The organism is Chryseobacterium sp. GQ58, assembly GCF_059758895.1.
This window is the reverse complement of record NZ_JCAXEH010000001.1, coordinates 579,672-605,448: the sequence shown is the minus strand read 5'-3', so window position 1 is coordinate 605,448 and position 25,777 is coordinate 579,672. Positions and strand designations below refer to the sequence as shown.

17 protein-coding genes are annotated in these 25,777 nt (G+C 36.1%); 16 read left to right on the top strand and 1 reads right to left on the bottom strand.

Annotation, left to right across the window (positions count from 1 at the left end; genetic code table 11):
* Nucleotides 1-68 precede the first annotated feature (68 nt).
* A complete protein-coding gene (gene mfd / locus AC6CHK_RS02825) occupies nucleotides 69-3,431 on the bottom strand; it encodes a transcription-repair coupling factor (RefSeq protein ID WP_498093354.1) in 3,363 nt (1,120 codons plus the stop codon).
* A 225-nt stretch (nucleotides 3,432-3,656) separates the two neighbouring features.
* Here mfd and AC6CHK_RS02820 point away from each other — a divergent pair, with 225 nt between their 5' ends.
* The 16 genes from AC6CHK_RS02820 (at nucleotide 3,657) to AC6CHK_RS02745 (ending at nucleotide 25,774) form a co-directional block, all read left to right on the top strand.
* Nucleotides 3,657-4,049, top strand: a complete 393-nt coding sequence (locus AC6CHK_RS02820; RefSeq protein WP_498093352.1) for a hypothetical protein — start codon at nucleotides 3,657-3,659, stop codon at nucleotides 4,047-4,049.
* Nucleotides 4,050-4,183: 134 nt separating this feature from the next.
* The gene (locus tag AC6CHK_RS02815) at nucleotides 4,184-4,429 is read left to right on the top strand and encodes a hypothetical protein (RefSeq protein WP_498093350.1); all 246 of its coding nucleotides are present in this window, start codon (nucleotides 4,184-4,186) and stop codon (nucleotides 4,427-4,429) included.
* An 83-nt stretch (nucleotides 4,430-4,512) separates the two neighbouring features.
* Nucleotides 4,513-6,012 carry a GH3 auxin-responsive promoter family protein gene (locus tag AC6CHK_RS02810; RefSeq protein ID WP_498093348.1) on the top strand — a complete coding sequence of 500 codons (1,500 nt, stop codon included), beginning with the start codon at nucleotides 4,513-4,515 and terminating at the stop codon, nucleotides 6,010-6,012.
* A gap of 69 nt (nucleotides 6,013-6,081) precedes the next feature.
* Nucleotides 6,082-6,444: a hypothetical protein gene (locus AC6CHK_RS02805; protein ID WP_498093346.1), complete on the top strand. Its 363-nt coding sequence runs from the start codon at nucleotides 6,082-6,084 to the stop codon at nucleotides 6,442-6,444.
* A 94-nt stretch (nucleotides 6,445-6,538) separates the two neighbouring features.
* Nucleotides 6,539-7,774 carry an MFS transporter gene (locus AC6CHK_RS02800; RefSeq protein WP_498093345.1) on the top strand — a complete coding sequence of 412 codons (1,236 nt, stop codon included), beginning with the start codon at nucleotides 6,539-6,541 and terminating at the stop codon, nucleotides 7,772-7,774.
* A gap of 85 nt (nucleotides 7,775-7,859) precedes the next feature.
* Nucleotides 7,860-9,947 carry an FIDD domain-containing protein gene (locus AC6CHK_RS02795; protein ID WP_498093343.1) on the top strand — a complete coding sequence of 696 codons (2,088 nt, stop codon included), beginning with the start codon at nucleotides 7,860-7,862 and terminating at the stop codon, nucleotides 9,945-9,947.
* Between the two features lie 96 nt (nucleotides 9,948-10,043).
* Nucleotides 10,044-12,113, top strand: coding sequence for an FIDD domain-containing protein (locus AC6CHK_RS02790; protein WP_498093341.1), 2,070 nt, complete (start codon nucleotides 10,044-10,046; stop codon nucleotides 12,111-12,113).
* 155 nt (nucleotides 12,114-12,268) lie between these two features.
* Nucleotides 12,269-13,858: a replicative DNA helicase gene (gene dnaB / locus AC6CHK_RS02785; protein WP_498093339.1), complete on the top strand. Its 1,590-nt coding sequence runs from the start codon at nucleotides 12,269-12,271 to the stop codon at nucleotides 13,856-13,858.
* 64 nt (nucleotides 13,859-13,922) lie between these two features.
* Nucleotides 13,923-14,399, top strand: a complete 477-nt coding sequence (gene rnhA, locus AC6CHK_RS02780; protein WP_498093337.1) for a ribonuclease HI — start codon at nucleotides 13,923-13,925, stop codon at nucleotides 14,397-14,399.
* 173 nt (nucleotides 14,400-14,572) lie between these two features.
* Nucleotides 14,573-16,834, top strand: a complete 2,262-nt coding sequence (locus tag AC6CHK_RS02775; protein ID WP_498093335.1) for an FIDD domain-containing protein — start codon at nucleotides 14,573-14,575, stop codon at nucleotides 16,832-16,834.
* 225 nt (nucleotides 16,835-17,059) lie between these two features.
* Nucleotides 17,060-19,327: an FIDD domain-containing protein gene (locus AC6CHK_RS02770; protein ID WP_498093333.1), complete on the top strand. Its 2,268-nt coding sequence runs from the start codon at nucleotides 17,060-17,062 to the stop codon at nucleotides 19,325-19,327.
* 126 nt (nucleotides 19,328-19,453) lie between these two features.
* Nucleotides 19,454-20,083 carry an NAD(P)H-dependent oxidoreductase gene (locus AC6CHK_RS02765; RefSeq protein ID WP_498093331.1) on the top strand — a complete coding sequence of 210 codons (630 nt, stop codon included), beginning with the start codon at nucleotides 19,454-19,456 and terminating at the stop codon, nucleotides 20,081-20,083.
* Nucleotides 20,084-20,113: 30 nt separating this feature from the next.
* Complete coding sequence (gene nadB, locus AC6CHK_RS02760; RefSeq protein ID WP_498093329.1) at nucleotides 20,114-21,691, top strand: L-aspartate oxidase; 1,578 nt, start codon at nucleotides 20,114-20,116, stop codon at nucleotides 21,689-21,691.
* A gap of 21 nt (nucleotides 21,692-21,712) precedes the next feature.
* On the top strand, nucleotides 21,713-22,573 hold the full coding sequence (nadC, locus tag AC6CHK_RS02755) for a carboxylating nicotinate-nucleotide diphosphorylase (protein ID WP_498093328.1): 861 nt from the start codon (nucleotides 21,713-21,715) through the stop codon (nucleotides 22,571-22,573).
* A gap of 212 nt (nucleotides 22,574-22,785) precedes the next feature.
* A complete protein-coding gene (locus AC6CHK_RS02750) occupies nucleotides 22,786-25,257 on the top strand; it encodes a TonB-dependent receptor (protein ID WP_498093326.1) in 2,472 nt (823 codons plus the stop codon).
* An 85-nt stretch (nucleotides 25,258-25,342) separates the two neighbouring features.
* Nucleotides 25,343-25,774: a hypothetical protein gene (locus AC6CHK_RS02745; protein ID WP_498093324.1), complete on the top strand. Its 432-nt coding sequence runs from the start codon at nucleotides 25,343-25,345 to the stop codon at nucleotides 25,772-25,774.
* Nucleotides 25,775-25,777 lie beyond the last annotated feature (3 nt).

The following is a 25,777-nucleotide window of genomic DNA, read 5'->3' as shown; positions in this document are numbered from 1 at the left end:
CATCTGATAATCAAATAGAAGTATTCACAACATAATGATATTTTAGAATCTGTCACGATTTACGCCTATTACAAATTCAGTATCGACTTCAGCAAAACATTCACTTCATCTACATTTTGTACGCCATCTTTTCTCATCATAAGCTGGGTTCCTTCTTTTCCGATTTTTTCTTTTAATTGTGCCTGCGACGGATTTTGCGTTAAATAGTTTATAATATGTCTGAATTTATCCGTCTGATAAAATTTATCCTGCGGATTATTTGGAAAATATCCAAGAAAGACACCATTTTTCATTACAATTTTTTCGAAACCAATATCTGCAGCGAGCCATTTTAAAGAAACACTTTTCAAAAGATTGATCGCTTCATCAGGCAACGCACCAAATCGGTCTGTCAATTCAGACTCAAACTTCTGAAGATCGACTTCATTATCAATTTCCGATAATTTCTGATAAAGCAAAAGCCTTTCTTCGGTACTTGAAATATAAAAATCGGGAAGCATTAATTCCAAATCTGTGTCAATATTCACATCTTTTACCGACTTGAATAGCTTTTGACGATCTTCTTCGTTTTCAAACATATTTTCAAAATCCTTATCATCTTTTAGTTCTTCCAAAGCTTCCTGCATCATTTTCTGATAAGTTTCAAAGCCCATTTCGTTGATAAATCCGCTTTGTTCGCCTCCCAGCAAATCTCCTGCACCACGTATTTCCAAATCTTTCATTGCAATCTGAAAACCGCTTCCCAAATCTGAAAACTGCTCAATCGCCTCAAGTCTTTTTCTCGCATCGGAAGTCATCATATCAAAAGGCGGCGTGATGAGATAACAAAAAGCTTTTCTGTTGCTTCGTCCGACTCTTCCTCTCATTTGGTGAAGATCTGCCATTCCGAATCGTTGTGCATCATTGATGAAAATTGTGTTGGCATTCGGAACGTCTACTCCACTTTCAACAATCGTTGTGGAAACCAAAACATCATATTTTCCTTCCATAAAATCAAGAACATTCTGCTCAAGTTGCTTTCCTTCCATTTGTCCGTGACCGGTAATTACTTTTGCGTCCGGCACTAATCTTTGAATAAGGCCAGCAATATCTTTCAGGTTTTCAACTCTGTTGTTGATAAAATAAACCTGGCCGTCACGCTGCAATTCGTAAGAAACCGCATCGCGTATTATTTCTTCACTAAAACCTACAATCTGAGTTTCTACAGGTTGCCTGTTTGGCGGCGGCGTTTTTATAACCGACAAATCTCTTGCAGCCATCAAAGAAAACTGCAATGTTCTCGGAATCGGTGTTGCTGTTAAAGTAAGTGTATCAATATTTGATTTTAAAGTTTTCAGTTTGTCTTTTACAGCAACTCCGAATTTATGCTCTTCATCAATAATCAGTAAACCTAAATCTTTAAACTTCACTTTTTCGGAAGCCAATTGATGCGTACCGATTACGATATCTATTTTTCCGTTTTTCAAACCTTCGATGGTTTCAGATTTTTGCTTTGCGCTTCTGAATCTGTTTAAATAAGAAACATTGACCGGGAAATCTTTCAACCTTTCTCTGAAACTTCGGTAATGCTGAAATGCCAAAATCGTGGTCGGAACCAAAATAGCAACCTGTTTTCCGTCTGTTGCAGCTTTGAAAGCGGCACGAATCGCGACTTCCGTTTTACCGAAACCAACATCTCCGCAAACCAATCTGTCCATTACCGTTTCAGCTTCCATATCTTTTTTTACATCAATGGTTGCTTTTTCCTGATCCGGCGTATCTTCGTAAATAAAGCTGGCTTCCAGTTCATTCTGAAGATAAGAATCCGGCGTGTAAGCAAAGCCTTTTGCTGTTTTTCTTTCAGCATATAATTTTATCAAGTCAAAAGCAATTTGTTTGACTCTCGCTTTTGTTTTTTGCTTTAAAGATTTCCAGGCCGGTGAACCAAGCTTGCTCAACACAATTTCTTTTCCGTCCGGGCCGTTATATTTTGAGATTTTATGCAAAGAATGAATGCTTACATACAATAAGTCACCATTTTTATACGTCAGTTTAAAACATTCCTGAATTTTTCCGTCATTATTTACTTTTACCAATCCCATGAATTTTCCGATTCCGTGATCGATATGTGCGATATAATCACCAACTTTTAAAGACATTAAATCTTTCAGCGTCAGCTGTTCAGACTTTGCAAACGTATTTTTGGCTTTATATCTTTGGTAACGATCAAAAATCTGATGATCTGTATAAACCAAAATTTTATGGTCAGAATCTACAAAACCTTCATGAAGTTCAGATCTAAAACTATTAAAATGAAGCTCGCGTTCCAATTCCTCAAAAATAGATTCGAGCCTTTCTTTTTGTTTATCCGTGGAAAATGAAATCCACGTTTCAAAACCCTGCTGCTGCTTTTCTTCTAAATCTTCAAATAATAATTCAAAGTTTTTATGAAAGCTCGGTTGTTGTGTTTGCTTGAGTTCGAGAGTTTGAAGGTTTGAAAGTTCAAGAGTTTGAGCCGCAAAATCTATAGTTTTAAATTTTTTATAATCAAATAAAAATTCTTCATCGGAAATGAATAATTCCTGCGGCGTTCTGTGTGAAATATCTTTACTGAGCTTATCATAATTCTCTAAAGCTTTTTCATAAAAACTTTTAATTTTATGAAGTCCGACAAGAGAGTTTTTTGAAACAACAAAACTGTTTTTCGGTAAAAGTTCCAGCAAAGAAACACGGCTTCCGGAAACAGAAAAATTCATATTGGAAACCAGCTGAAACTCTTTTATTTTATCCACAGAAAGCTGAGTTTCTATGTCGAAAGTTTTAATGTTTTCAACTTCATTTCCAAAAAATGTGATCCGGTAAGGCTTTTCATTAGAATACGAAAAAACGTCTACAATTCCGCCGCGCACAGAAAACTCGCCCGGCTCGGAAACAAAATCTGTCTGCTGAAACTGATAATGTGAAAGCAGCTCGTCTACAAAATCAAAATCGAGCTGATCGCCTACTTTTATGTGATGCGAAATTGCCTTAAAATCTTCCTTTTTCAGAACTTTTTCAGATAAGGCACCAATATATGCAACAATGATCTTTGGTGATTTTTCGGAGTTTATTTTATTCAGAACTTCTGTTCGTAAAACCAGATTGGCATTTTGAGTTTTCTCAACCTGATACGGTTCCAAATGCGTGGCCGGAAAATACAAGACTTTTTCTTTGCCCAAAAGATCTTCCATTTCTGTATTTATATACAATGCATCTTCCTTATCATCAACAAGATACAGAATTGTTTTTTTCTGAGTAAGAAAAAGCTCTGCTGCAAATATAGATACTGAAGAACCTGCGCTGCCTTTCACAGCCAAATGCTGCTCGTTTTCTAGCTGTGCAAAAATCTCTTTGCCAAATTCTTTTTTCAGAAGATTAGGAAGAAAGCTTTCTTTGATGGTTTTTAACTGCATAAAAATATTGTTGTAAACGACAAAAGCGATTTCGGGAGATCTCCGAAACCGTTTTTAATTTGTGACAAAGGTAAGTGTTATTTCTTTAAAGAGTTTAAAAACGCAAAGAAGCACATAATTACAATTTGTTAAAATACTTCTAAAAAAGAGTTAAAATAAAGTAGTAATTCATATACGGCACAGAGTTTGAGAAATAATTTTCATAAACCTTAAACAAATAATATTATGAAAAATGTAATCAAGATTTTAGGAATTTTTATGCTGGTCATTTTCACAGCAGTTTCATTCACATCATGCAGCGACGACGACGATCCTGCAGACAATGATTTTTTTGCAGGAACGTATAAAGGTAATATCTCTTATACCGACGGTTCTACCAACATTTCTGAAAATAACGGTGAAGTTTTTGTAACCAAAATTGCAAGCAATACAAAATACAATTTTAGATTTTCAAACAGTATTCCGGATCTGAACGGTATAGAATTCCAAAAGCAAGGTGACAATACCTTAATAAACGTGGGTTCTACCGCAACTACACTTATCAGAATTGATAATAATGATTTAGAAATTTTTTACACAAAAGACGGTAAAACTTGGACCGCCAATTGTACAAGATAACCAACCAACTATTCATAATTAACTTGAACCTGTTTCCTTTTGGAAGCAGGTTTTTTTTATTCTTAATTAATTATTTTGGAAAAGATATTTTGTTTTGCCTTTTTCTATAACTTTACTTAAACAAACAATTTCTTATGAAAAAAATTATTACAGCAATGTCAATTGTTTTAGGATTAGGCTTTGCAACCGCTCAACAAACTCTTCCGACAACAAAAAGCACTGTTCAAAGAACTACAAAAACAGTGAAAGCAACCAAAGCTGAAACTGCAAAACCTGTAGCTAAAATGAAGAAAGATGGAACTCCCGACAAGCGATACAAAGGAAATAAAACGCTAAAAAAAGACGGAACTCCCGATAAAAGGTATAAAGAAAACAAATAATTTCTCACTAATATTCATCGCTTTTTTTAGTTTAAATTTTAAAATATTTGATACAATTCTTTACTTATTTATAAATTTGAAGCATGTTAAACTTCTTCAAGAAAAAAGCCGCATTAATCTGGGCAAAAAAACATGTACAAAAAGCTGATGATTTTAAGCAAAATGCAGAAAAAAATCAGGAAAAACTCCTTTTGTCATTAGTGAAAACTGCTGAAAAAACACTTTTCGGAAGAGAACATCAGTTTGAGAACATTCATTCTTTGGAAGATTTTCAGAGAAACGTTCCGATTGCAGATTATGAAGACCTTAAACCATATATTGAAAAAGTAAAACGAGGACAACGCAATATTCTTTGGACAGAAACTCCGGAGTATTTTGCAAAAACATCGGGCACAACTTCCGGTTCCAAATATATTCCTATTTCTAAGGAAGGGATGCCGTATCAGGTTGCAGGCGCGCAAAGTGCTTTGTTTCATTATATTTCAAAAAAAGGAAATGCCAATTTTGTCAACGGAAAAATGATTTTCCTGCAAGGAAGCCCCGAATTGGAAGAAGTTTTCGGGATAAAAACCGGAAGGCTTTCAGGAATTGTAGCGCATCATATTCCAAATTATCTTCAAAAAAACCGTTTGCCAAGCTGGGAAACCAATATGATGGAAGATTGGGAAGCAAAAGTCGATAAAATCGTTGAGGAAACCGAAAAAGAAAATATGACTTTGATTTCGGGAATTCCGCCTTGGCTGATCATGTATTTTGAAAAACTGATCGAGAAAAACGGGAAAAGAATTAAACAGCTTTTCCCAAATCTTCAATTGATCGTAACGGGCGGAGTCAATTATGAACCTTACCGCGAAAAAATGGAAGATCTTTTGGGCGGAAAAGTAGATATTGTGCAGACATTTCCCGCATCGGAAGGATTTTTTGCTTTTCAAGATGATTATACCAAAGAAGGTCTTTTGCTTTTGACCAATCACGGAATTTTTTATGAATTTATCCCTTTGGAAGAATTTGGAAAACCTAATCAGAAAAGATTAACCTTAAAAGATACTGAACTAAATAAAGATTATGCTTTAGTTTTAACGACAAATTCAGGATTATGGGCATATTCTATTGGTGATGTTGTAAGATTTATTGATAAAAATCCGCATCGCATTCTGGTAAGCGGAAGAACGAAACATTTCACTTCAGCATTTGGAGAACATGTGATTGCATTTGAAGTGGAAGAAGCTCTGAAAGCTACTTTGGAGAAATATTCTGCGCAGATTACAGAATTTCATTTGGCTCCTGAGGTAAATCCTGAAGAAGGTTTGCCTTATCACGAATGGTTTATCGAGTTTGAAAAAGAGCCCGAAAACATGGATTTATTTAAAAGTGAACTCGACGATCAGCTCAGAAAACGCAATACTTATTATGATGACTTGATTTCCGGAAATATTTTGCAAAAATTAAAAATCAGCAAGCTATCTAAAAATGCATTTCAGGAATATGCAAAATCTCAAGGCAAACTGGGCGGCCAAAACAAAATTCCAAGATTGGCAAATGACAGAAAAGTGGCAGATTTATTAAAGATTTATAAAATTTAAATACATTTTCTCCGTTCTGAAAACATATATTCAAAAAAAATTATAAATTTGGAAAACTAAAAAATAATAATGAAAGCACCTGTACTTTTAAAATCAGCCTTATTTACGACTTTATTTATCATTTCATCTTGTGCTACCACAAAGTACAGTGAAAATATTTCAACAAATAATTATTCTAATCTTCAGGCCGGTAAAATCTATGTAGTAACGCCAAGAGATGGCTCAAAAAAACAGAAAATATTATTCCGTAATGTGGATGGAGACAACATTATCGGCACAGCCGGAAAAAAAGACAGCACAGAAGTTATTATCCCAAAATCCAATATCGCATCTGTAAAAGACAGGTCAAAAGCGAGAGTTGCGGGAGGCGCAGTCGTGATTGGAGCAGCTGGTGTTGCTGCCATTGTTATCAGTTCTTTGAGAGCGGACTAAAATAGATTTTATCTTTCAGGGGATATTTTAATTATCTTTTGAAATAACGAAATACCTATAGCCTTAAATTAATTTTTAGGGCTATTTTTGTGAAATGATTTCTCTAAGCCCGCTTCAGACATTAAAAAATGTTGAGTTCAGAAATCTTCTTACCGGAAGATTTTTTATTGTTTTGGCCTTCAGAATGCTGGCTACTTTACTCGGCTGGTGGGTTTATCAGCTTACAAAGGATCCTTTTTCTATTGGTTTGATCGGGCTTTCGGAGGTAATTCCGGCCGTGAGCTGCGCTTTATATGCAGGCCACGTGATTGATATGAACGAAAAAAAAAGGCTCCTTCTTATATGCAATTATGCTTATGTTTTTCTGATCGCCCTTCTGTTGATTCCGGCTTTTATGAATACCGAACTTCATTTTTCAGGACACGAAATCACCTATTATATATATGGCGTCATTTTCTTTACAGGAATTGCAAGAGCATTTATCGGTCCTATTGTTCCTTCGATGATTCCAAAAATCGTTAAACAAATAAATCTTCCTAATGCCATTACTTTAAACCAGGCAACTTTCCTGATTTCTTCGGTTTGTGGCCATGCAGCCGGAGGATTTCTAATTGGTTTCTTTGGTGTAAAATGGACATTGGTGGTCATTCTTTCATTAATTTTAATAGCTTCATTGTTTTTTTGGCAGATTAATAAACAGTATTCTGAATATAAAAAAGAAGATGTAAAAGTATTCGAAAGCATGCGCGAAGGGATTTCTTATATTTTTAAAACAAAAGAGATTTTGGGAGCCTTATGCTTAGATATGTTTGCGGTACTTTTTGGGGGAGCGGTAGCGATGATTCCCGTATTTGCGACTGACATTTTAAAGTCGGGAGCTGAAGGTTTCGGTTTGCTGAATGCCGCATCAGATATCGGCTCGATGATCATTATTACAACATTATCTATTATTCCTTTAAGAAAAAATCAGGGTAAAATACTGTTGTTTGTCGTTGCAGGATTCGGTCTTTGCATCATTGGATTTGGATTATCTCATTATTATTGGCTGTCATTTATGTTTTTGGTATTGAGCGGTATGCTAGACGGAATTTCTGTTGTTATCCGCGGAACGATTGTTCAGCTCAAAACTCCAGACAATATCAGAGGTCGTGTGTTGAGCGTAAATTCAATCTTCATCATGTCGAGCAATGAAATGGGCCAGTTTGAAAGCGGATTGGCTGCAAAACTGCTGGGCGTGGTGCGTTCGGTGGTATTTGGAGGAAGCATGACACTGCTCATCGCATTGATTGTGGGAAGCACAAATCCTAAGTTGAGAAAAATGCAATATTAGAAAAATAAACATTTATTAAAAAAGAAGCGACAAAATATACAATCCACTATTATTTTATTACATTTGTAACAAAAATTTTTCGGAAATGAAAAAAGCTCTCCTAATTTTTATATTATTATTTTCTCAATTTTCATTTGCACAATCAGATTGTCCGACTGCTATTACAGTTTGTGGTAATTCTGGGATATCATATACGCCTTCAGGACCAGGAAATATTCTGGAAGAGTTGGATCCAAACGGATGCCTGAATGATGATGAAAACTTCTCAGTTTGGTATACATTTACTATAGCTACCGCCGGGACTTTGACCTTTACAATCGATCCTAACGTTTTCGCCGATGATTATGATTTTGCAGTGTATGGCCCCAATCAACCTTGTGCTTTGGTTTTCGGACCCCCTTTAAGATGTAATTATTCAGGAGCAGACGGACCTACAGGATTGAATTTAATCGCTACCGATCCTAATGGAGGAGGCGGAGGATCTCCGGCTCAGTTTAGCAGCGCAATGAATGTGCTTCCTGGTGAAACTTATTATTTAATTATTGATAACTTTTCAAACAGTCCGGACGGATTTTCTTTAAACTGGGGAGGAACTGCGACTTTAGCGTCACCATTTAATGACCCTTCTTTAATTACGAACCCCTTTATTGCACCAGGTTTACCGAATGCAAATCCAAACGAACCAAACGAAGTTATAGTTTGCGCAAATCCTGCTATATTTGATTTCAGCACATTAACAACAGGAATTATTAATGGTAATACAAATTTTACTGTATCTTATCATTTAAACACCAATGATCTTTTAACAGGAGACAATCCTATTATAACTCCTATTACAGTAAATACAACTGATACTTACTATTACAGCATTTCATATACCGACCCTACAAATCCGAATAATCCGATCAACAAATGTAAGCAAACGGGCGAATTCAAATTTAAAGACGGAAGTATTGTAGCAACTGACGATACACTCACGGAATGTAACAACAATAATACTGGAACGGCAGTTTTTGATCTTACCACGGCCAATGTCATTTTAGATCCTACTTTTACCAAAAAGTATTTTCCGACAATGTATGATCTTAATGCTGGCACCAACGAAATTACAAACCCTTATCAATATGTATCCGGTGGAGGTTCTGTTTTTGTATTGGTAACCACGCCATTCGGCTGTACGGATATTGCTGAAATTACACTAGCCTTTTTCCCGGTTGTGGAAGTAACCGAAGCTACATTAAGATCTTGCTTTATTGAAGCCAACCCTTCAACAGGATTATTTAATCTTACGATTGCAAATGTAACGACACAAGCCGGTACTACTAAAAAATATTATCCTTCATTAGCTGATGCAGTTAATGAAACCAACGAAATTCAGAATCCCGATGCTTACATTGCACCAAGTGGAGTTGTTTTTATACGGGTATCCAATGGAAACGGATGTTATACGGTAGCTAAGGTAACGTTGGTGGTTATTGCGCCTGTTTATTCTACGGTATTAGTTGATAAAGTTATCTGTATTGAAGATAAAACTACTTTAGATGCAGGACCCGGCTTTGACGAATATGAATGGAGCACCGGAGCAACTACACAAGTTGCTACAGATATAGGCGTTGGTACTTACTGGGTAAAACTAAGAACAGGAGAATGTACTTCTACACAGCATGTAAAAGTATATGCAACGGAACAGCCTGTAGTTTCAAATATTGACATTTCCAACAATACGATTACCGTGAATGTAGTTGGTGGCACACCAGCATATCAATATTCATTAGATGAGACAAGTTGGCAAGATTCCAATGTATTTACTAATCTTTCGAGAGGAGATTATACGGTTTATGTAAAAGATGCTTATGACTGTACGCCAATTGAAGTTGAGATTGTAGTTCCAAACCTTGTGAATGTGATCACACCAAACGGAGACGGCATCAATGATGCAATCAACTATTCTGCGTTGTCAAATAAGAAAAACTTGATTTTAAGTGTGTTTGACAGATATGGAACAAAAATATTTCAGGCAGACCAATCCAACAACTATACTTGGGACGGAACCATAGCAGGCAAAAAAATACCTACAGGAACTTACTGGTATTCTGTTACCTGGAATGAAAACAATAAGACCAGCACACCTATCAAATTTTCAGGTTGGGTAATGGTGAAAAACAGAGAATAAAAAACTCTTATATGTTAAATAAAAAGCCGGTTTTACAAGCGGTTTTTTATTTTTATAGATATTTATAAATTTTAAATTTGCTTTAAAGTTATGTATATGAAAAAATTGTTATTATTTTTCACGTTCATTATATTTCAATTACATTATTCGCAATCGGATTGCCCTAGCGCAATTCCTGTTTGTGGTAATTCTAATATATCCTATACACCATCTGGTCCTGGAAATATATTGGAAGATTTAAATACAAACGGATGTCTGAATAGCGATGAAAACTTCTCCGTTTGGTATACTTTTACTGTAGCAACTTCGGGAACCTTAGCTTTTACAATTGATGCAGATGACAATACAACTGATTACGATTTTGCAGTATATGGTCCAAACTTGCCTTGCTCCCAAGTTTTTGGAGTCCCTTTAAGATGTAATTACGCAGGTGAATCTCCTACCGGAAATACAGGTCTTGAACTTGTGCCAAGTGGATCACCGTATTTTGAAGCCTTTTTGGACGTTATAGCAGGAGAAACTTATTACTTGGTCATTGATAACTGGGACAGTGCTCCAAACAGTGGATTTTCTTTATTATGGGAAGGAACTGCTACATTGACGTCACCTTTTTCAGATCCGGCACTTACACCAAATCCGTTCATTACACCCGGTACACCTAGTGCTACACCCGGTAACCCAAACGAAATTTTGAAATGCGCCCTTCCGATGCAGTTCGATTTCACTACACTTTCAGCTGATATTCTGAATGGAAATACAGGATTTACCGTAACTTACCATGATACAACAAATGATGCCATTACCGGAAATAATCCGCTTACCGTTACTACAATAAACGGAACTACAGTTTATTATTACAGATTAAAATATCAGGATCCAACTAACCCAAATAATCCAATCAACGGATGTTTCCAAACTGGTGAGTTCAAATTCAGACAAGGTAATATTGTTGCTAATAATGCTACACTTACAGAATGTAATAATAATGGTGCAGGCACAGCAACTTTTAATCTTACCACCGCCAACGTGTTTGCAGATCCTACCGCAACTAAAAAATATTATCCAACTCTTAATGACCTCAATGCAGGAACCAATGAAATCACCAATCCTACGGCTTATGTTTCTGCACCGACAACAATATATGTAAAGGTAACTTCTGTAGAAGGATGTACAGACGATTCTGAAATAACGTTGAAATTCCATCCTGTTGTTGTATTAAATCCTGCAACTTTAGAATCATGTTTTATTGAAAATGTTATAACTAAAGCCTCTTTTGATTTAACAACAGCTAATGTTACATCTCAAAGCGATATTACAAAAAAATTCTATCCAACGATGGCAAACGCCTTAGCCGGAACCAATCAAATCCCGAATCCTACAATATACATCACAGCAGATACTGATGTTTATGTAAGAGTTACCAATACAAACGGCTGTTTTGCAATTACAAAAATTACACTTAAAGTTTTACCTCCTGTAAAATCTACAGTTCTGAAAGATAAAGTTATTTGTATCGAAGACAGAACAACTTTAGATGCAGGCCCTGGATTCGACGGTTATGAATGGAGTACCGGCGCAACGACACAGTCGATACAAGGAGTTTCCGTTGGAAGTTATTGGGTAAAACTACAAACTGGGAAATGCTTTACTTTACAGGAAGTAAAAGTTACGGCATCAAATCAGCCCGTTATTGCAAGCCTGGATATTACAAATAATACAATTACCGTAAATGCTTCAGGAGGCACGGCGCCGTATCAGTATTCTTTAGACGGAATTACTTGGCAGGAATCAAATGTATTTACAAATTTACCAAGAGGAGAAAATAAAATTTATCTAAAAGATTCTTTTGACTGTGATCCTGTTTCTGTACAGATAACAGTTCCGAATCTTGTCAACGCAATTACTCCAAATGGTGACAATGTAAATGATGAAGTAGATTACTCAGCATTAGCTTATAAGAAAAATCTTGTATTCACGGTATACGACAGATACGGAAACAAAATTTACGAAGCCGATAAAGTAAGAAATTACAAATGGAACGGTACGTCTGGAGGCAAAAAGATTTTAACAGGAACTTATTGGTATTCCATCACTTGGAACGAAGACGACAAAAACAATACCCAGACAAAATACACAGGATGGATATTGGTAAAAAACAGAGAATAAGTTTTTAGCATATGAAAAAAAATCGCTTCAGCAACGGAGCGATTTTTTTATTAACATCACTTAAAAGCCCTTCAATACTGAAATTTTAATAGTTATCAACAATAAATATTAATTACTCTTTTCAAATTATTTTTTAAATAAACTATCTTTGCACAATGGCGCAGAAAGAAACATTATCATCTCTTACACAAGGCAACTTTGCTAGAGAATTGTCGATTGCAGATGGAAAAATGCCTCCCAATGCAATAGATTTTGAAAGATTGGTGATTGGTACTTTTTTAATTGATAAAAAGGGGCTCGATCATTCTATTGATCTTCTGACACCTGAAGTATTTTATGACCCGCGACATTCGGTTATTTTTGCTGTTATCCTAAAACTTTATGAAGGAAATCTTCCTGTCGATCTGATGACGGTTATTCAGGAGCTTAAAAAAACCGACAAACTAAGTTCTGCAGGCGGCGATCATTATATTATTGAACTTACGATGGGCGTAAGCTCTTCCGCACATATTGAATATCACGTTCGGGTTATTCTTGAAAAATATATTTTGAGAAGCCTTATTAATGTTTCAGCCAACGTGATCGATACTTCTTATAAAGAATCAACAGACGTTTTTGAGCTTTTAGATAAAGCCGAACAGTCTTTTTTTGAGATCACCAACGGAACTATTAAAAAAGGTTTTGACACGGCCAACTCATTAGTAAAACAGGCTATTGACACGATAAAATCTCTAAAAGATAAAGAAGGTCTTTCCGGAGTTCCTTCAGGATTTACTGATTTGGATAAAGAAACCGGCGGCTGGCAAAATTCTGACCTTATCATTATTGCTGCACGTCCGGCGATGGGGAAAACTGCTTTTCTGCTTTCGATGGCCAGGAATATTGCCGTTGGCCACAAAATTCCGATGGCCTTATTCTCCCTGGAAATGGCTTCTGTACAGCTGATTACAAGGATGATTGCTTCCGAAACCGGCATTTCTTCAGAAAAATTAAGAAAAGGGCAAATGAGCGATGAAGAATGGCAAAGGCTGTTTTCCAACGTTTCAGAATTAGAAAATGCTCCGCTTTATATTGACGAAACTCCTTCCCTTTCTATTTTCGACTTTCGGGCAAAATGCCGAAGATTGGTGATGCAACACGGTGTAAGGATCATCATGGTCGATTATCTTCAGCTGATGACCGCAAGCAGCGGCGGAAAAGGCGCAGGAAACCGTGAACAGGAAATTGCGATGATTTCACGTTCTTTAAAAGCCATTGCAAAAGAATTAAATGTTCCTGTAATTGCACTTTCCCAGCTTTCGAGAAGTGTGGAAACCCGTCCAGGGAAAAGGCCTCAGCTTTCCGACCTTCGGGAATCCGGAGCGATTGAGCAGGATGCCGATATTGTATCGTTTATTTTCAGACCCGAATACTATAAAATTGCAGTTTGGGATAATGATGAAGAAGGACAGGAATCTTCAACCGAGAATCAGGCCGAGCTTATTATCGCAAAGCACAGAAATGGGGCAACAGCCGACGTAAGGCTTTCTTTCTTGAAAAATATTGCGAAGTTTAGTGATCTGGATTTGTATGGAAATTCCGGTTACGGATATCCTTCGGGAGGCGGAAAATCTGCCGAGCCAAGCGGTTTTGAAAAAATAAAAACAACCATTCAGCCGGGTGCCGCATTTGACCTTCCGGACAATCCAAAATTATCAGGATCTTCAATGAATGATCTTGATGATGAAGATGATTTTCCTTTTTAAAATTTAAGTTGAGATTTAGATTATTTTTTATCTAAACCTTAAATTTAGCCTAAACCTAAACATTTTGAAGATCGAAATATACACGGACGGTGCTTGCAGCGGAAACCCCGGCAAAGGAGGTTACGGAATTCTCATGCGCGTTTCCGAAAAAAATTATCAAAAAACATTTTCTAAAGGTTTTCGGAAAACCACCAACAACAGAATGGAACTTTTGGCAGTTATTACCGCTTTAGAAAAGCTGAAATCTACTGAAAATGATATTCATATTTATACAGACAGCAAATATGTTTCGGACGCGATCAACCAAAACTGGATCGCCGGCTGGATAAAAAGAGGCTGGAAAAATGTAAAAAACCCTGATCTCTGGAAAAGATTCATCATACTTTTTAATCAGCATCAACCCAAAATGCATTGGGTAAAAGGTCATGCCGGCCATTTTGAAAACGAACTTTGTGACCAGCTTGCTGTAAAAGCCTCAAATTCTCCAAATCTCGAAATAGATTCTTATTTCGAAAATCTTGATAATAACACTTTATTTTAGCACTTCTAATTTTAATTTAATCTAAATCCAGATTAATTATTTTAATTATTCATTTTCATTTAACAATATATTTGTAATAATATCAATTATTTTTAATTATTTAACACTGAATAAATATTTATTGTTCGATAATTAATATATTTACATCTTTAAATTACAAAAGTATATTGTATATGAATAAAGATTTACTGTTTTATTTTTCGATTATCTTACTTTGCTTTACTGGTAAACTCCGTTCTCAGACTTATCAGCTTATAGGAAACCCTGTAAACACGACTGGCTGGGATGTTGTTCCGTCTGCAACAGTAAATACAGATTTTATTCAGCTTACCGCAGACCAAACAGGTCAGGTAGGAGGCATAAAACTGAACGCGCCTATAAATCTGAAGTATTGCGACAAGTGGAGAGTGGAATTTGATTTCAGAATCGACGGAAACGGAACCACAAGCTATGGACATGGTGACGGTTTTGCGTTTTGGTATCTTGCAAATCCGCCTGCAGCCTATGTAACGGGAGGAGGACTGGGAATTCCAGCTAACGCCACAGGACTTATGGTTGGTTTTGATATTTTCAACAATAGTACAGAAGGCCAGATGAGTAAAGTACATGTGCTTTACGGAACCAACAATACGGCAGGTTCCAATATTGAATACAATATGACACCGGGCAGCACTTTTCACACTCCGGATCTTATCTCTACGCAACCTTTTGTGGGAGCCACTTACAAACACGTTGAAGTTACCGGAGAAGTAGATCCTGCCAATCTTGCCAACTGGATTATTAAGATCAGAATAGACAATGTTTTGGTAGTTGATCAATCGTTTGCACCTTCAGGAGCTGCGGTAGGAATGACGCAGGGATATTTTGGTTTTTCAGCATCTACAGGAGCAGCAAGCGCAAGACATTCGATCAAAAATGTAAAAGTATATACGGATAAGGTTACTTTATTGCAAACTACTGTTGCGCAATCATTATGCCCGAATCCTACAACAGGTTTTGGAACTGTTAATTTAACATCTTTCAATTCTCAGTTTGTGAATAATCCGGCAAACTATACATTCACTTATTATGTTTCTGGAAACCCGACACCGATCGCCAATCCTACCAATTATCAATTTAATGCAAATACAACGATTAATGTAATAGTGAAGGACAATTCTGCATTGCTTTGTGATAATCCGGACGGTAAAATTCAACTGACTTTAGAACCCTTTACCGCAAGCAACAGAACAATACAAGAATGTAATAACAACAATTCTGCGACAGCAATTTTTAACCTGACGACAGCGAACGTAAGTCCCGTTATAGGTGTTCAGAAAAAATATTTTAAAACTTTAGCAGACCTTAATGCAGGAACCAACGAAATTGCCAATCCTTCGGCTTATGTTTCCGCTCCGGGAATTGTTTATGTAAAAGTGACAACACCTCAAGGATGTACAGGAACCGCAGAAATTACCTTAAGCTTCCTTCCGTTACCTGTGGTAAATGACGCAGCAATGGAGGCTTGCTTTATTGAAACCAGTCCCACGCAGGGATTATTTAATTTAACGGATGCATCTGTAACAACAGAAGTGGATATCATTAAAAAGTTTTATACCACATTAGCAAACGCTTTAAGCGGAACTAACGAAATTACAAATCCTACAACTTACATTTCGACAAACGGTGAAGTTTTTGTAAAGGTCACTTCTAATGTCAGCAGTTGTTTTATCATCAAAAAAATTACTTTAAAGGTATTTCCACCTGTAAGATCAACAACTTTAAAAGACAAAACAATCTGCATAGATGAAAGGACAACATTAGACGCAGGATCAGGTTTTGACGCTTATGAATGGAGCACCGGCGCAACTACACAATCAATACAAGGCGTGCCTGTAGGAATCTATTGGGTTCAACTGAAAACCGGAAACTGCATCTACACACAAAGAGTAAGAGTAAATGCGGCAACAAATCCGGTTGTTTCAAGCATAGACATTGTCAACAATACAATTACAGTAAACGTTTCAGGTGGAACCGCACCATATCGATATTCTTTAGATGGAATCAATTGGCAGGATTCTAATGTTTTCAAAGGACTTCCAAGAGGTGAAAATAAAGTTTTTGTAAAAGATTTTTATAATTGTGAGCCTGTTGATGTTCAGATTACAGTGCCAAATCTCATCAATGCTATTACTCCGAATGGTGATAATGTAAATGATTTTATAGATTACACCGCTTTGGCTTACAAGAAAAATTTGACCTTCATTGTTTACGACAGATACGGAAACAAAAAGTATGAAGCCGATAAATTAAGAAATTTCAAATGGGACGGAACTTCCGGTGGCAAAAAAATCTTAACGGGAACTTACTGGTACAGCATTTCATGGAATGAAAATGACAAAAACAATACCCATACGAAATACACCGGCTGGGTACTTGTAAAAAACAGAGAATAAACTTTTCGAATAAAAATCACTCCTAATGGGAGTGATTTTTTGTAATAGTAAAATTACATAAAAAAATAAGTCAAATGATCTTTTTAATGAAATTTATACAAACACGGATCAATAATTCAAAATAACATAAACTTTTATTCTTGTTTTAAATTTTTTCACACCTATAAACAAATTTTCACAATTATTTTATAAAAACAATTACATAACCATAATCAATTTAATAAAATGAAGAAAACACTACTATTTTATCTTTCAATAATTCTTTTATTCTTCTTTCAAAACACATCTGCCCAAACGTATCAGCTCATAGGAAACCCCGTCGTTACAACAGGATGGGATATTGTTCCTTCAGCAACTGCTCCCAATGACTTTGTACAACTTACTGCAGATCAGACGGGTCAGTTTGGAGCCATAAAACTTTCAAATGCCATCAACTTAAAGTATTGCGATAGATGGAAAGTTGAATTTGACTTCAGGATCGACGGAAACGGAACAACAGCTTATGGAAGAGGTGATGGTTTGACGTTTTGGTATCTTTCTAACCCGCCAACAGCATTTACAACCGGTGGAGGATTAGGGATCCCGGCAAATGCAAACGGATTAATGGTTGCTTTTGACATCTTCAACAATTCTACCGAAGGGCAAATGAGCAAAGTGCATCTTCTATACGGAACCAACAATACCCCTGTCGGAAATCCAAATATTGAGTACAGTGTGGCCGCAGGAAGTACATTTCACTCTCCGGATTTGCAGGCTACACAGCCTTTTGTAGGAGCAAATTACAAACATGTTGAAGTAAATGGCCAGGTTGATCCGGCTAATATCAACAATTGGATTATTCAAATCAGAATAGATGGAGTTTTAATTACAAATCAATCTTTTGCACCTTCCGGAGGAGCTATCGGGATGACAACCGGATTCTTCGGATTTTCAGCAGGAACGGGAGCGGCGAGCGCAAGACATTCCATTAAAAATGCTAAAATTTTCATCGACAAAGTACCTATTTTGCAGAGTACAGTCACACCTTTTGTCTGTACAAATCCTTCTACAGGAAATGGTTTTGTTGATTTAACTTCTTACGCATCACAGTTTGTCAATGTTCCCAGCAACTATATTATTACCTATTATGTTTTAGGAAGTTCTACACCTATTGCGACGCCTAATAACTTTCAATACACAGGAAACACCACAATATCTGTAGTCATCAAAGATCCGTCTTCCACACTATGTGATAATGGTGATGCAAGAATTATTTTAAATCCAAGTCCGTTTGAAGCCGTTGACGCATCTATGACTGAATGTAATAATAATGGCTCAGGCGTTGGGATATTTAATTTAAATAATGCAGCAGTAACCACACTAGCCGGGGCTACTAAACAATATTATCCAACTTTAGCAGATTTGATTGCCGGAACAAATCAAATTATGAACTTTCCCGCATTTCCAGCAGCTCAGGGTACAACAGTCCATGTAAAAGTAACGACTGCTCAAGGATGTGTAGACAATGCAATTATAACGCTAAACACTTCTCCATTAGTTGTTGTAAACGATGCTACACTGAGAAGTTGCTTTGAACCAAATAATCCATCACTCGGAGTATTTAATTTACCAAATGCTCCCGTAACTACAGAACCCGGTACCACAAAAAAATATTATCCATCTTTAACGGACGCTGTAAATGGAACGAATGAAATTGGCACACCTGCAACTTACACGGCTCCAAATGGAGTTGTATATGTAAAAGTAATCAATGGAACCGGATGTTATTCGGTGGCAAAAGTAACCTTAGTTGTAATTCCACCAGTATATTCTACGGTTTTGGTTGATAAAGTAATCTGTATTGAAGATAAAACTACTTTAGACGCAGGACCAGGATTTAGCGGATATGAGTGGAGCACTGGCGCAACGACACAAATAATCTCAAATGTCGGGGTAGGAACTTATTGGGTAAAACTGAAAAGCGGTGATTGTATTGCTACCCAAACGGTAAAAGTTTACGCTTCAGAACAGCCGGTTGTAACTTCTATTGATATTTCCAATACCACAATTACTGTCAATGTGAATGGCGGAACTCCTGCTTATCAATATTCTTTGGACAATGTAAATTGGCAAGATTCTAATGTCTTTACAGGAATTTCCAGAGGCATTCATAAAATTCATGTAAGAGATGTTTACCACTGCGAGCCAATTGAAGTTAATATCACGGTACCCAATTTAATCAATGTAATCACTCCAAACGGTGACGGACAAAATGATTATATCGATTACTCAGCTTTAGCAGGAAAAATAGATTTGACATTTAATGTTTTCGACAGATACGGCTCGAAACTTCACCAAGGAGACAAAACCAACCGATACATTTGGGACGGAACCGCCAACGGCAGAAAAGTCCCTACAGGAAGCTATTGGTATTCTGTAACATGGAATGAAAACAACAAAAACAAAACCCCAGTCAAGTTCTCAGGTTGGATCATGGTAAAAAACAGAGACTAATTTTTTTCATATTTTAATTATATTGCGATCACTCCTTTTTAGGGGTGATTTTTATTTAGAAAATTTAAAAACAGATATTTCAGCGTAAAAGACTTTTTATTCGCATTCAATTCTTAAATTTGTCTTATGAATTATTTGGAAGCTTTAAGTAGAAGATATTCTGTAAAAAAATTTAATCCCGAGCTTACTGTTCCGCAGGAAAAGCTTTTTAATATACTTGAGTCGGGTAAGCTGGCTGCAAGTTCGCTTGGCCTCCAACCTTACAAGATTTTTGTGATAGAAAGCAACGAAATGAAGCAAAAACTCATTCCTGCTTTTTATAATCCTTCACAAATTTCAACCTGTTCGCATTTAATTGTGATTGTTTCAAAAAAAACGATTGAAGAAAACTATATTCACGGATATTTTAATCATATTTCGGAAGTCAGGGATGTTCCTTTGGAAAATCTTGATCTTTTCAGAAAAAGTATTAATCAGCATATTACTCGACAAAATCAGGAAGAAACTTTCAACTGGGCAGAGAAACAATCCTATATCGTTTTGGCAAATTTAATGTATGCTGCCGCCATTGAAGATGTAGATACGTGTCCGATGGAAGGCTTTCGACAGGATTTGATTGAAGAAATTTTGGAAATTGATCCTGAAAGAGAAAAAGTAACCGTCACACTTGCCTTAGGCTACCGATCTGAAGAAGATCACTTTCAGCATATGAAAAAAGTAAGAAAACCAAATGATAAATTGTTTAAATTTATGTAATCATTTTGATGATTGTCTTAAAGTAAATATATGATAAAAGCGGATGTATTAGTAATTGGTTCCGGAATTTCGGGATTATCTTATGCCATTAAAGTTTCTGAACAGCTTCCTGATGCCAAAATAATCATTGTAACCAAATCCGATGAAGATGAAAGCAATACCAAATATGCACAAGGTGGCTTGGCCGTGGTGACTGATTTTAAAAATGATAATTTTGAAAAGCATATCGACGATACAATGCGCGCCGGAGACGGCGACAACAAACGGGATGTGGTAGAAATGGTTGTAAGAGAAGCTCCGACAAGATTCAATGAAATTGTAGAATGGGGAGCCAATTTTGACAAGAAAAACGGCGAATTTACTTTAGGAAGAGAAGGCGGCCACACCGAAAACAGAATCGTGCATCATAAAGATATTACAGGTTTTGAAATAGAAAGAGCTTTATTGGAAACTGCAAAAAGCAGCCCGAATATAGAAATTCTGGATCATCATTATGTTGTCGACATCATTACCCAGCATCATGTTCCAGGAAAGGAACTGAACGAAGGCGAGATCAATTGTTATGGCGCATATATTTTAGATGAAAAATCTAAAAACATCAAAAAAATCACTTCAAAAATTACTTTAGCCGCAACAGGAGGCGCCGGTCACGTCTATAAAAACACGACGAATCCTACAATTGCAACAGGTGACGGCATTGCTTTCGTTGCCCGCGCAAAAGGCAAAGTGACCAATATGCAGTATTATCAGTTTCATCCGACTGCTTTATACAGCAAAATAGATGGAATGTTGTTTTTGATTTCTGAAGCCGTGCGTGGTGACGGAGCACAATTAAGAACCAAAACCGGTGAAAAATTCATGCATAAATATGATAAACGCGAAGAGCTGGCATCAAGGGATATTGTGGCAAGAGCCATCGACAATGAAATGAAGATCACCGGTGACGAATATGTAGGTTTAGATTGCCGTGATATGAACCATGAAAAATTTTTGGAGCATTTCCCCAATATTTATAAAAAATGTAAAGATGAAGGAATTGATCCTTTCACACAACTCATTCCTGTTGTTCCGGCCTGCCATTATCTGATGGGCGGAATTGAAGTAGATAAAGACGGACAATCTTCCATCAATAATCTTTTCGCAGTTGGCGAATGCACCAATTCCGGATTGCACGGCGCCAACAGATTGGCTTCAAACTCTTTATTGGAAGGTTTGGTTTTCGGACACAACGCCGCTATGAAAACCGTAAATCTTTTAAAAGAAAATAATTTTAATTTTGATGACTTGAAAGCCGTTCCGGAATGGAACGAAGAAGGAATGAAAATCATCGACGAAATGGTGATTGTTTCTTATCTCAGAAAACAACTTCAGGAAATGATGAGCGATCTTGTAGGAATCGTAAGAAGCAACAGACGTCTCAAAATGGCTTTGCAAAAACATCAGGAAATTGCCGCCGCTGTAGACGAAATCTACCGCTACTCTATCTTGTCTCCACAATTGTCTGAACTTAGAAATCTCACAACCGTTGCACACCTCATCATTACCCAATCTATGGAAATGACGGAAAATAAAGGTGCCTTTTATAATAAAGATTTAGCTCAAGCCTAAAAACATAAATAATATAGAAAAATGAAAAGACCAAGCTACGTAACTGATAAAGTATTAAAACAATTCATCAAAAATGCTTTGGAAGAAGACATTCAGGATGGAGATCATTCGACGCTTTCTACAATTCCTAAAGATCTCGAGCAGAGCGCAAAATTATTAGTAAAAGAAAACTGCATACTTGCAGGAGTAGAATTGGCTGAAATTATTTTTAAAACTTTCGATAAAAACTTAAAAATAGAAAGATTCATCAAAGATGGGGAACCTGCCAAAATCGGTGACATCGCTTTTATTGTTACAGGAAGCGCAAGATCTATACTTTCTACCGAAAGATTGGTATTAAATTGTATGCAGAGAATGAGCGGTATCGCAACGCTTACCCACGATTGGGATTCGAGATTGATAGGAACAAAAACAAAGCTTTTAGACACAAGGAAAACAACTCCGAACTTTAGAGTTTGTGAAAAATGGGCAGTTGCAATCGGCGGAGGAACCAACCACAGATACGGTCTTTATGACATGATTATGCTAAAAGACAACCACATCGACTACAACGGGAGCATCACCAATGCCGTGAAAATGGCAAAAGACTATATCAAAAAGCATAAGAAAAAATTGAAAATCGAGGTGGAAACCAGAAATCTTGATGAAGTACAGGAAGCCATCAACGCAAAAGTTGACAGAATCATGCTTGATAATATGGATGTCGAAACCATGAAAAAAGCTGTAAAAATGATCAACAAGTCTTGTGAAAGTGAAGCATCTGGCGGCATCACAAGAGATCAGCTTAAAGAAATTGCTACCACAGGAGTGACTTATATATCTGCCGGTGCACTTACTCATTCGGCTGAAAATATCGATTTGAGCTTAAAAGCTGTTATGTAAAACATTGTATTTTTAACAAAAACAAGATGCATTTGTTAAAAATTAAATAATATGATTTTTTTCACATAAAAATTACATTTTACCATAACACATTGAAATACAATATTTTAAATATTATTAAGATTGAATAAAAATTAACATTAAGTTAATAATAGTTAAAGTATAATTCCCGAATTTTGCATAAAATTTAATTCTAACTATTACTTACGATTATGAAATTAATCAACAAATCGATGCTAACTGTGATGATCTCACTTTCTACAGCTAGCGTTTATTATGCACAACAGACTCAAGATACTGTTGACACAAGGTCACGTGATATTGAGCAAGTTGTACTTACAGGTGTTGCCGATATCGCTAAAGATAGAAAAACACCGGTTGCTGTTTCTACAATTAAAGAGGCACAAATTCAAGAAAGACTTGGGAATCAAGAATTTCCTGAAATTTTAAACACAACACCATCTGTTTATGCTACTAAAGGTGGTGGTGGTTTTGGAGACTCAAGAATCAATGTAAGAGGTTTTGACCAAGTGAATACTGCAGTACTTATAAACGGAGTTCCTATAAATGATATGGAAAACGGTGCTGTTTACTGGAGTAATTGGGCTGGTTTATCAGATGTAACTTCTGCTATGCAGGTTCAGAGAGGTCTTGGTTCATCAAAATTGGCAATTGCTTCTGTTGGAGGTACTATTAATGTACTTACAAGAGCTGCTGATAAAAAGAAACAAGGAAATGTAACATTAGGTATTGGTAATGATGGTTATCATAAATCTTTATTCTCCTACAATACGGGAAAATCAGAAAAAGGATGGTCTTCTTCATTTTTAGTGAGCAGAACAGCAGGGTCAATGTATGCAGACGGTACTGAATTTGAAGGATATAACTACTACTTTGCTTTAGGTTATCAGCCTAACGCCAAACATGATTTACAGTTTACAATGACAGGTGCCCCACAATGGCATAATCAAAGATCTTTTTCTCCCACTATAGCAGAGTATCTTAAATATGGAGAAAATGGAGAGCCTAACAGAAGATATAATTTGAATTGGGGTAAATTAAATGGTGAGGAATATTCTTTCGCTAGAAACTATTATCACAAGCCAGTAATGTCATTAAACTGGGACTGGAAAATGTCTCCAATGTCAAAATTATCAACCGTAGCTTATGCTTCTTTTGGTAGAGGTGGTGGAACTGGAACTCTTGGGAGAGTAAATAATAAAACTGAAAACGGATTCCGTACTGAAGAAGGATATATTGATTTCGATCAAATTGTTGCAGAAAACTCAGCAATAGCTACTCCAGGAACTGGAGCAAATAGTGTTTTTACAAGAAGAGCATCTATCAATTCTCACAACTGGCTCGGTGTAATTTCAAGTTTCAATCATAAAATTACAGAAAACCTAAACTTCACCGTTGGTGTTGACGGAAGATATTATAAAGGAATTCACTATAGGGTAAATTCAGATTTATTAGGAGCAAATAGTATGTTAGATAATACTGATATTAATAATCCTAATAGAAGGTTAACTAATACTTATGAAGCAAATCCTAATTGGAATCCTTTCGGAAGCAAAACCAACGAAGAAAAAATTGTTTATTACAATGATGGTATCGTGAAATGGATTGGTGGTTTTGGACAATTAGAATATTCTAATGATGTTTTGTCTGCTTTCGTACAAGGGTCAGTATCCAATCAAAGCTTCCAAAGAGTAGATTACTTCTTGTATAAGCCTGAAGAACAGAAAACTGAAAATGTAAATCTGACAGGCTACAACATAAAAGGAGGTGCTAATTATAACATCAACGAAAATCACAATGTTTTTGGAAATATTGGTTATTATGAAAGACAACCTTTCTTTGGTGCAGTATTCTTAAATAACAGAAATGACATCAACACCGCTCTAACAAATGAGAAAATTTTCTCTGCAGAAATTGGATATGGATTTAGATCAAACATTCTTGATTTAAATTTAAACTTGTACAGAACTTCTTGGGATGATATTTACAGAAGAATTTCTTACAGAGATGCTGTAGCAAATAGAACCTATTTTGCAAACGTTTTGGGAATAAATGAAATTCACCAAGGTGTAGAATTGGATTTTGTAGTAAAAGCGATCAATAAACTAAGAATTAACGGAATGCTTTCTGTAGGAGACTGGTTCTATAACAAAGATGTTACAGCATCTTTTGTAGATGATGAAACAAGAGAAGTTATAAGAGAAGGTCAATTACTCATAAAAGACGTAAAAGTAGGAGATGCAGCACAGATTACTGCATCACTTGGAGCTGACTTTGATGTAACAAATTGGCTATCAGTAGATGCTAATTATAGATATGCTGACAACCTTTATTCAAGCTATGACCCAGCAGCAAGTGTAGATAATAGAAGAGAAGCCCTTAAATTACCAAGTTATGGTTTATTTGATGCAGGTGCATCATTCAGATGGAAGATTAACCAAACTCAAGCTTTCAAATTTAGAGTAAATGTAAATAATATCTTGGATGAAACATATATTGCAGAATCTAGAACAAGCATATCACCAACAGACAGAGTGAGTTCAGCACCAAATGCACAGACGTATCAGGAAGCTGGTAGAATTTATAATGGTCTTGCAGATGGAAATCAGGTATATTTCGGATTTGGAAGAACTTGGAATGCTTCAGTTACTTTCACTTTCTAATTTCAAATTTATTAAACATCAAATCCCGGCTTTATAGCTGGGATTTTTCTATATTTGTATACTTTAAAACAGAAAAAATAGAAGTATGGATTTTTACAACATTTTACTCAACGCTCACAAAGGATTCGCGTATTTAGAACTCCTTTTGGCTGCTTTATTTATTATCGCACTTTTAACGACCATGTTTGGTTACAGCGGTAAAGTAAATAAATTCCTGAAGAAAACAACTTTGTTTACAATGATCTTCTTCCACGTACAATTCCTGATTGGCATTGTAATGTTGGTTATGAATTTCACAAAAGGATTAGATATGGGAGCAGTAATGAAAAATGCTGATTTAAGATTTCAGTTTGTAGAACATCCTTTTTCAATGCTGATTGCTGCTGTTTTGATGACAATAATCAACAAAAAAGTAAAATCCAATGATACCATTTCTTTAGGAATTGTAATCATGGGATTAATTGCAGTCGGTTTATTTGCATTTGCATTTCCTTGGACCAGAGTCTTTGGAGCATAATAT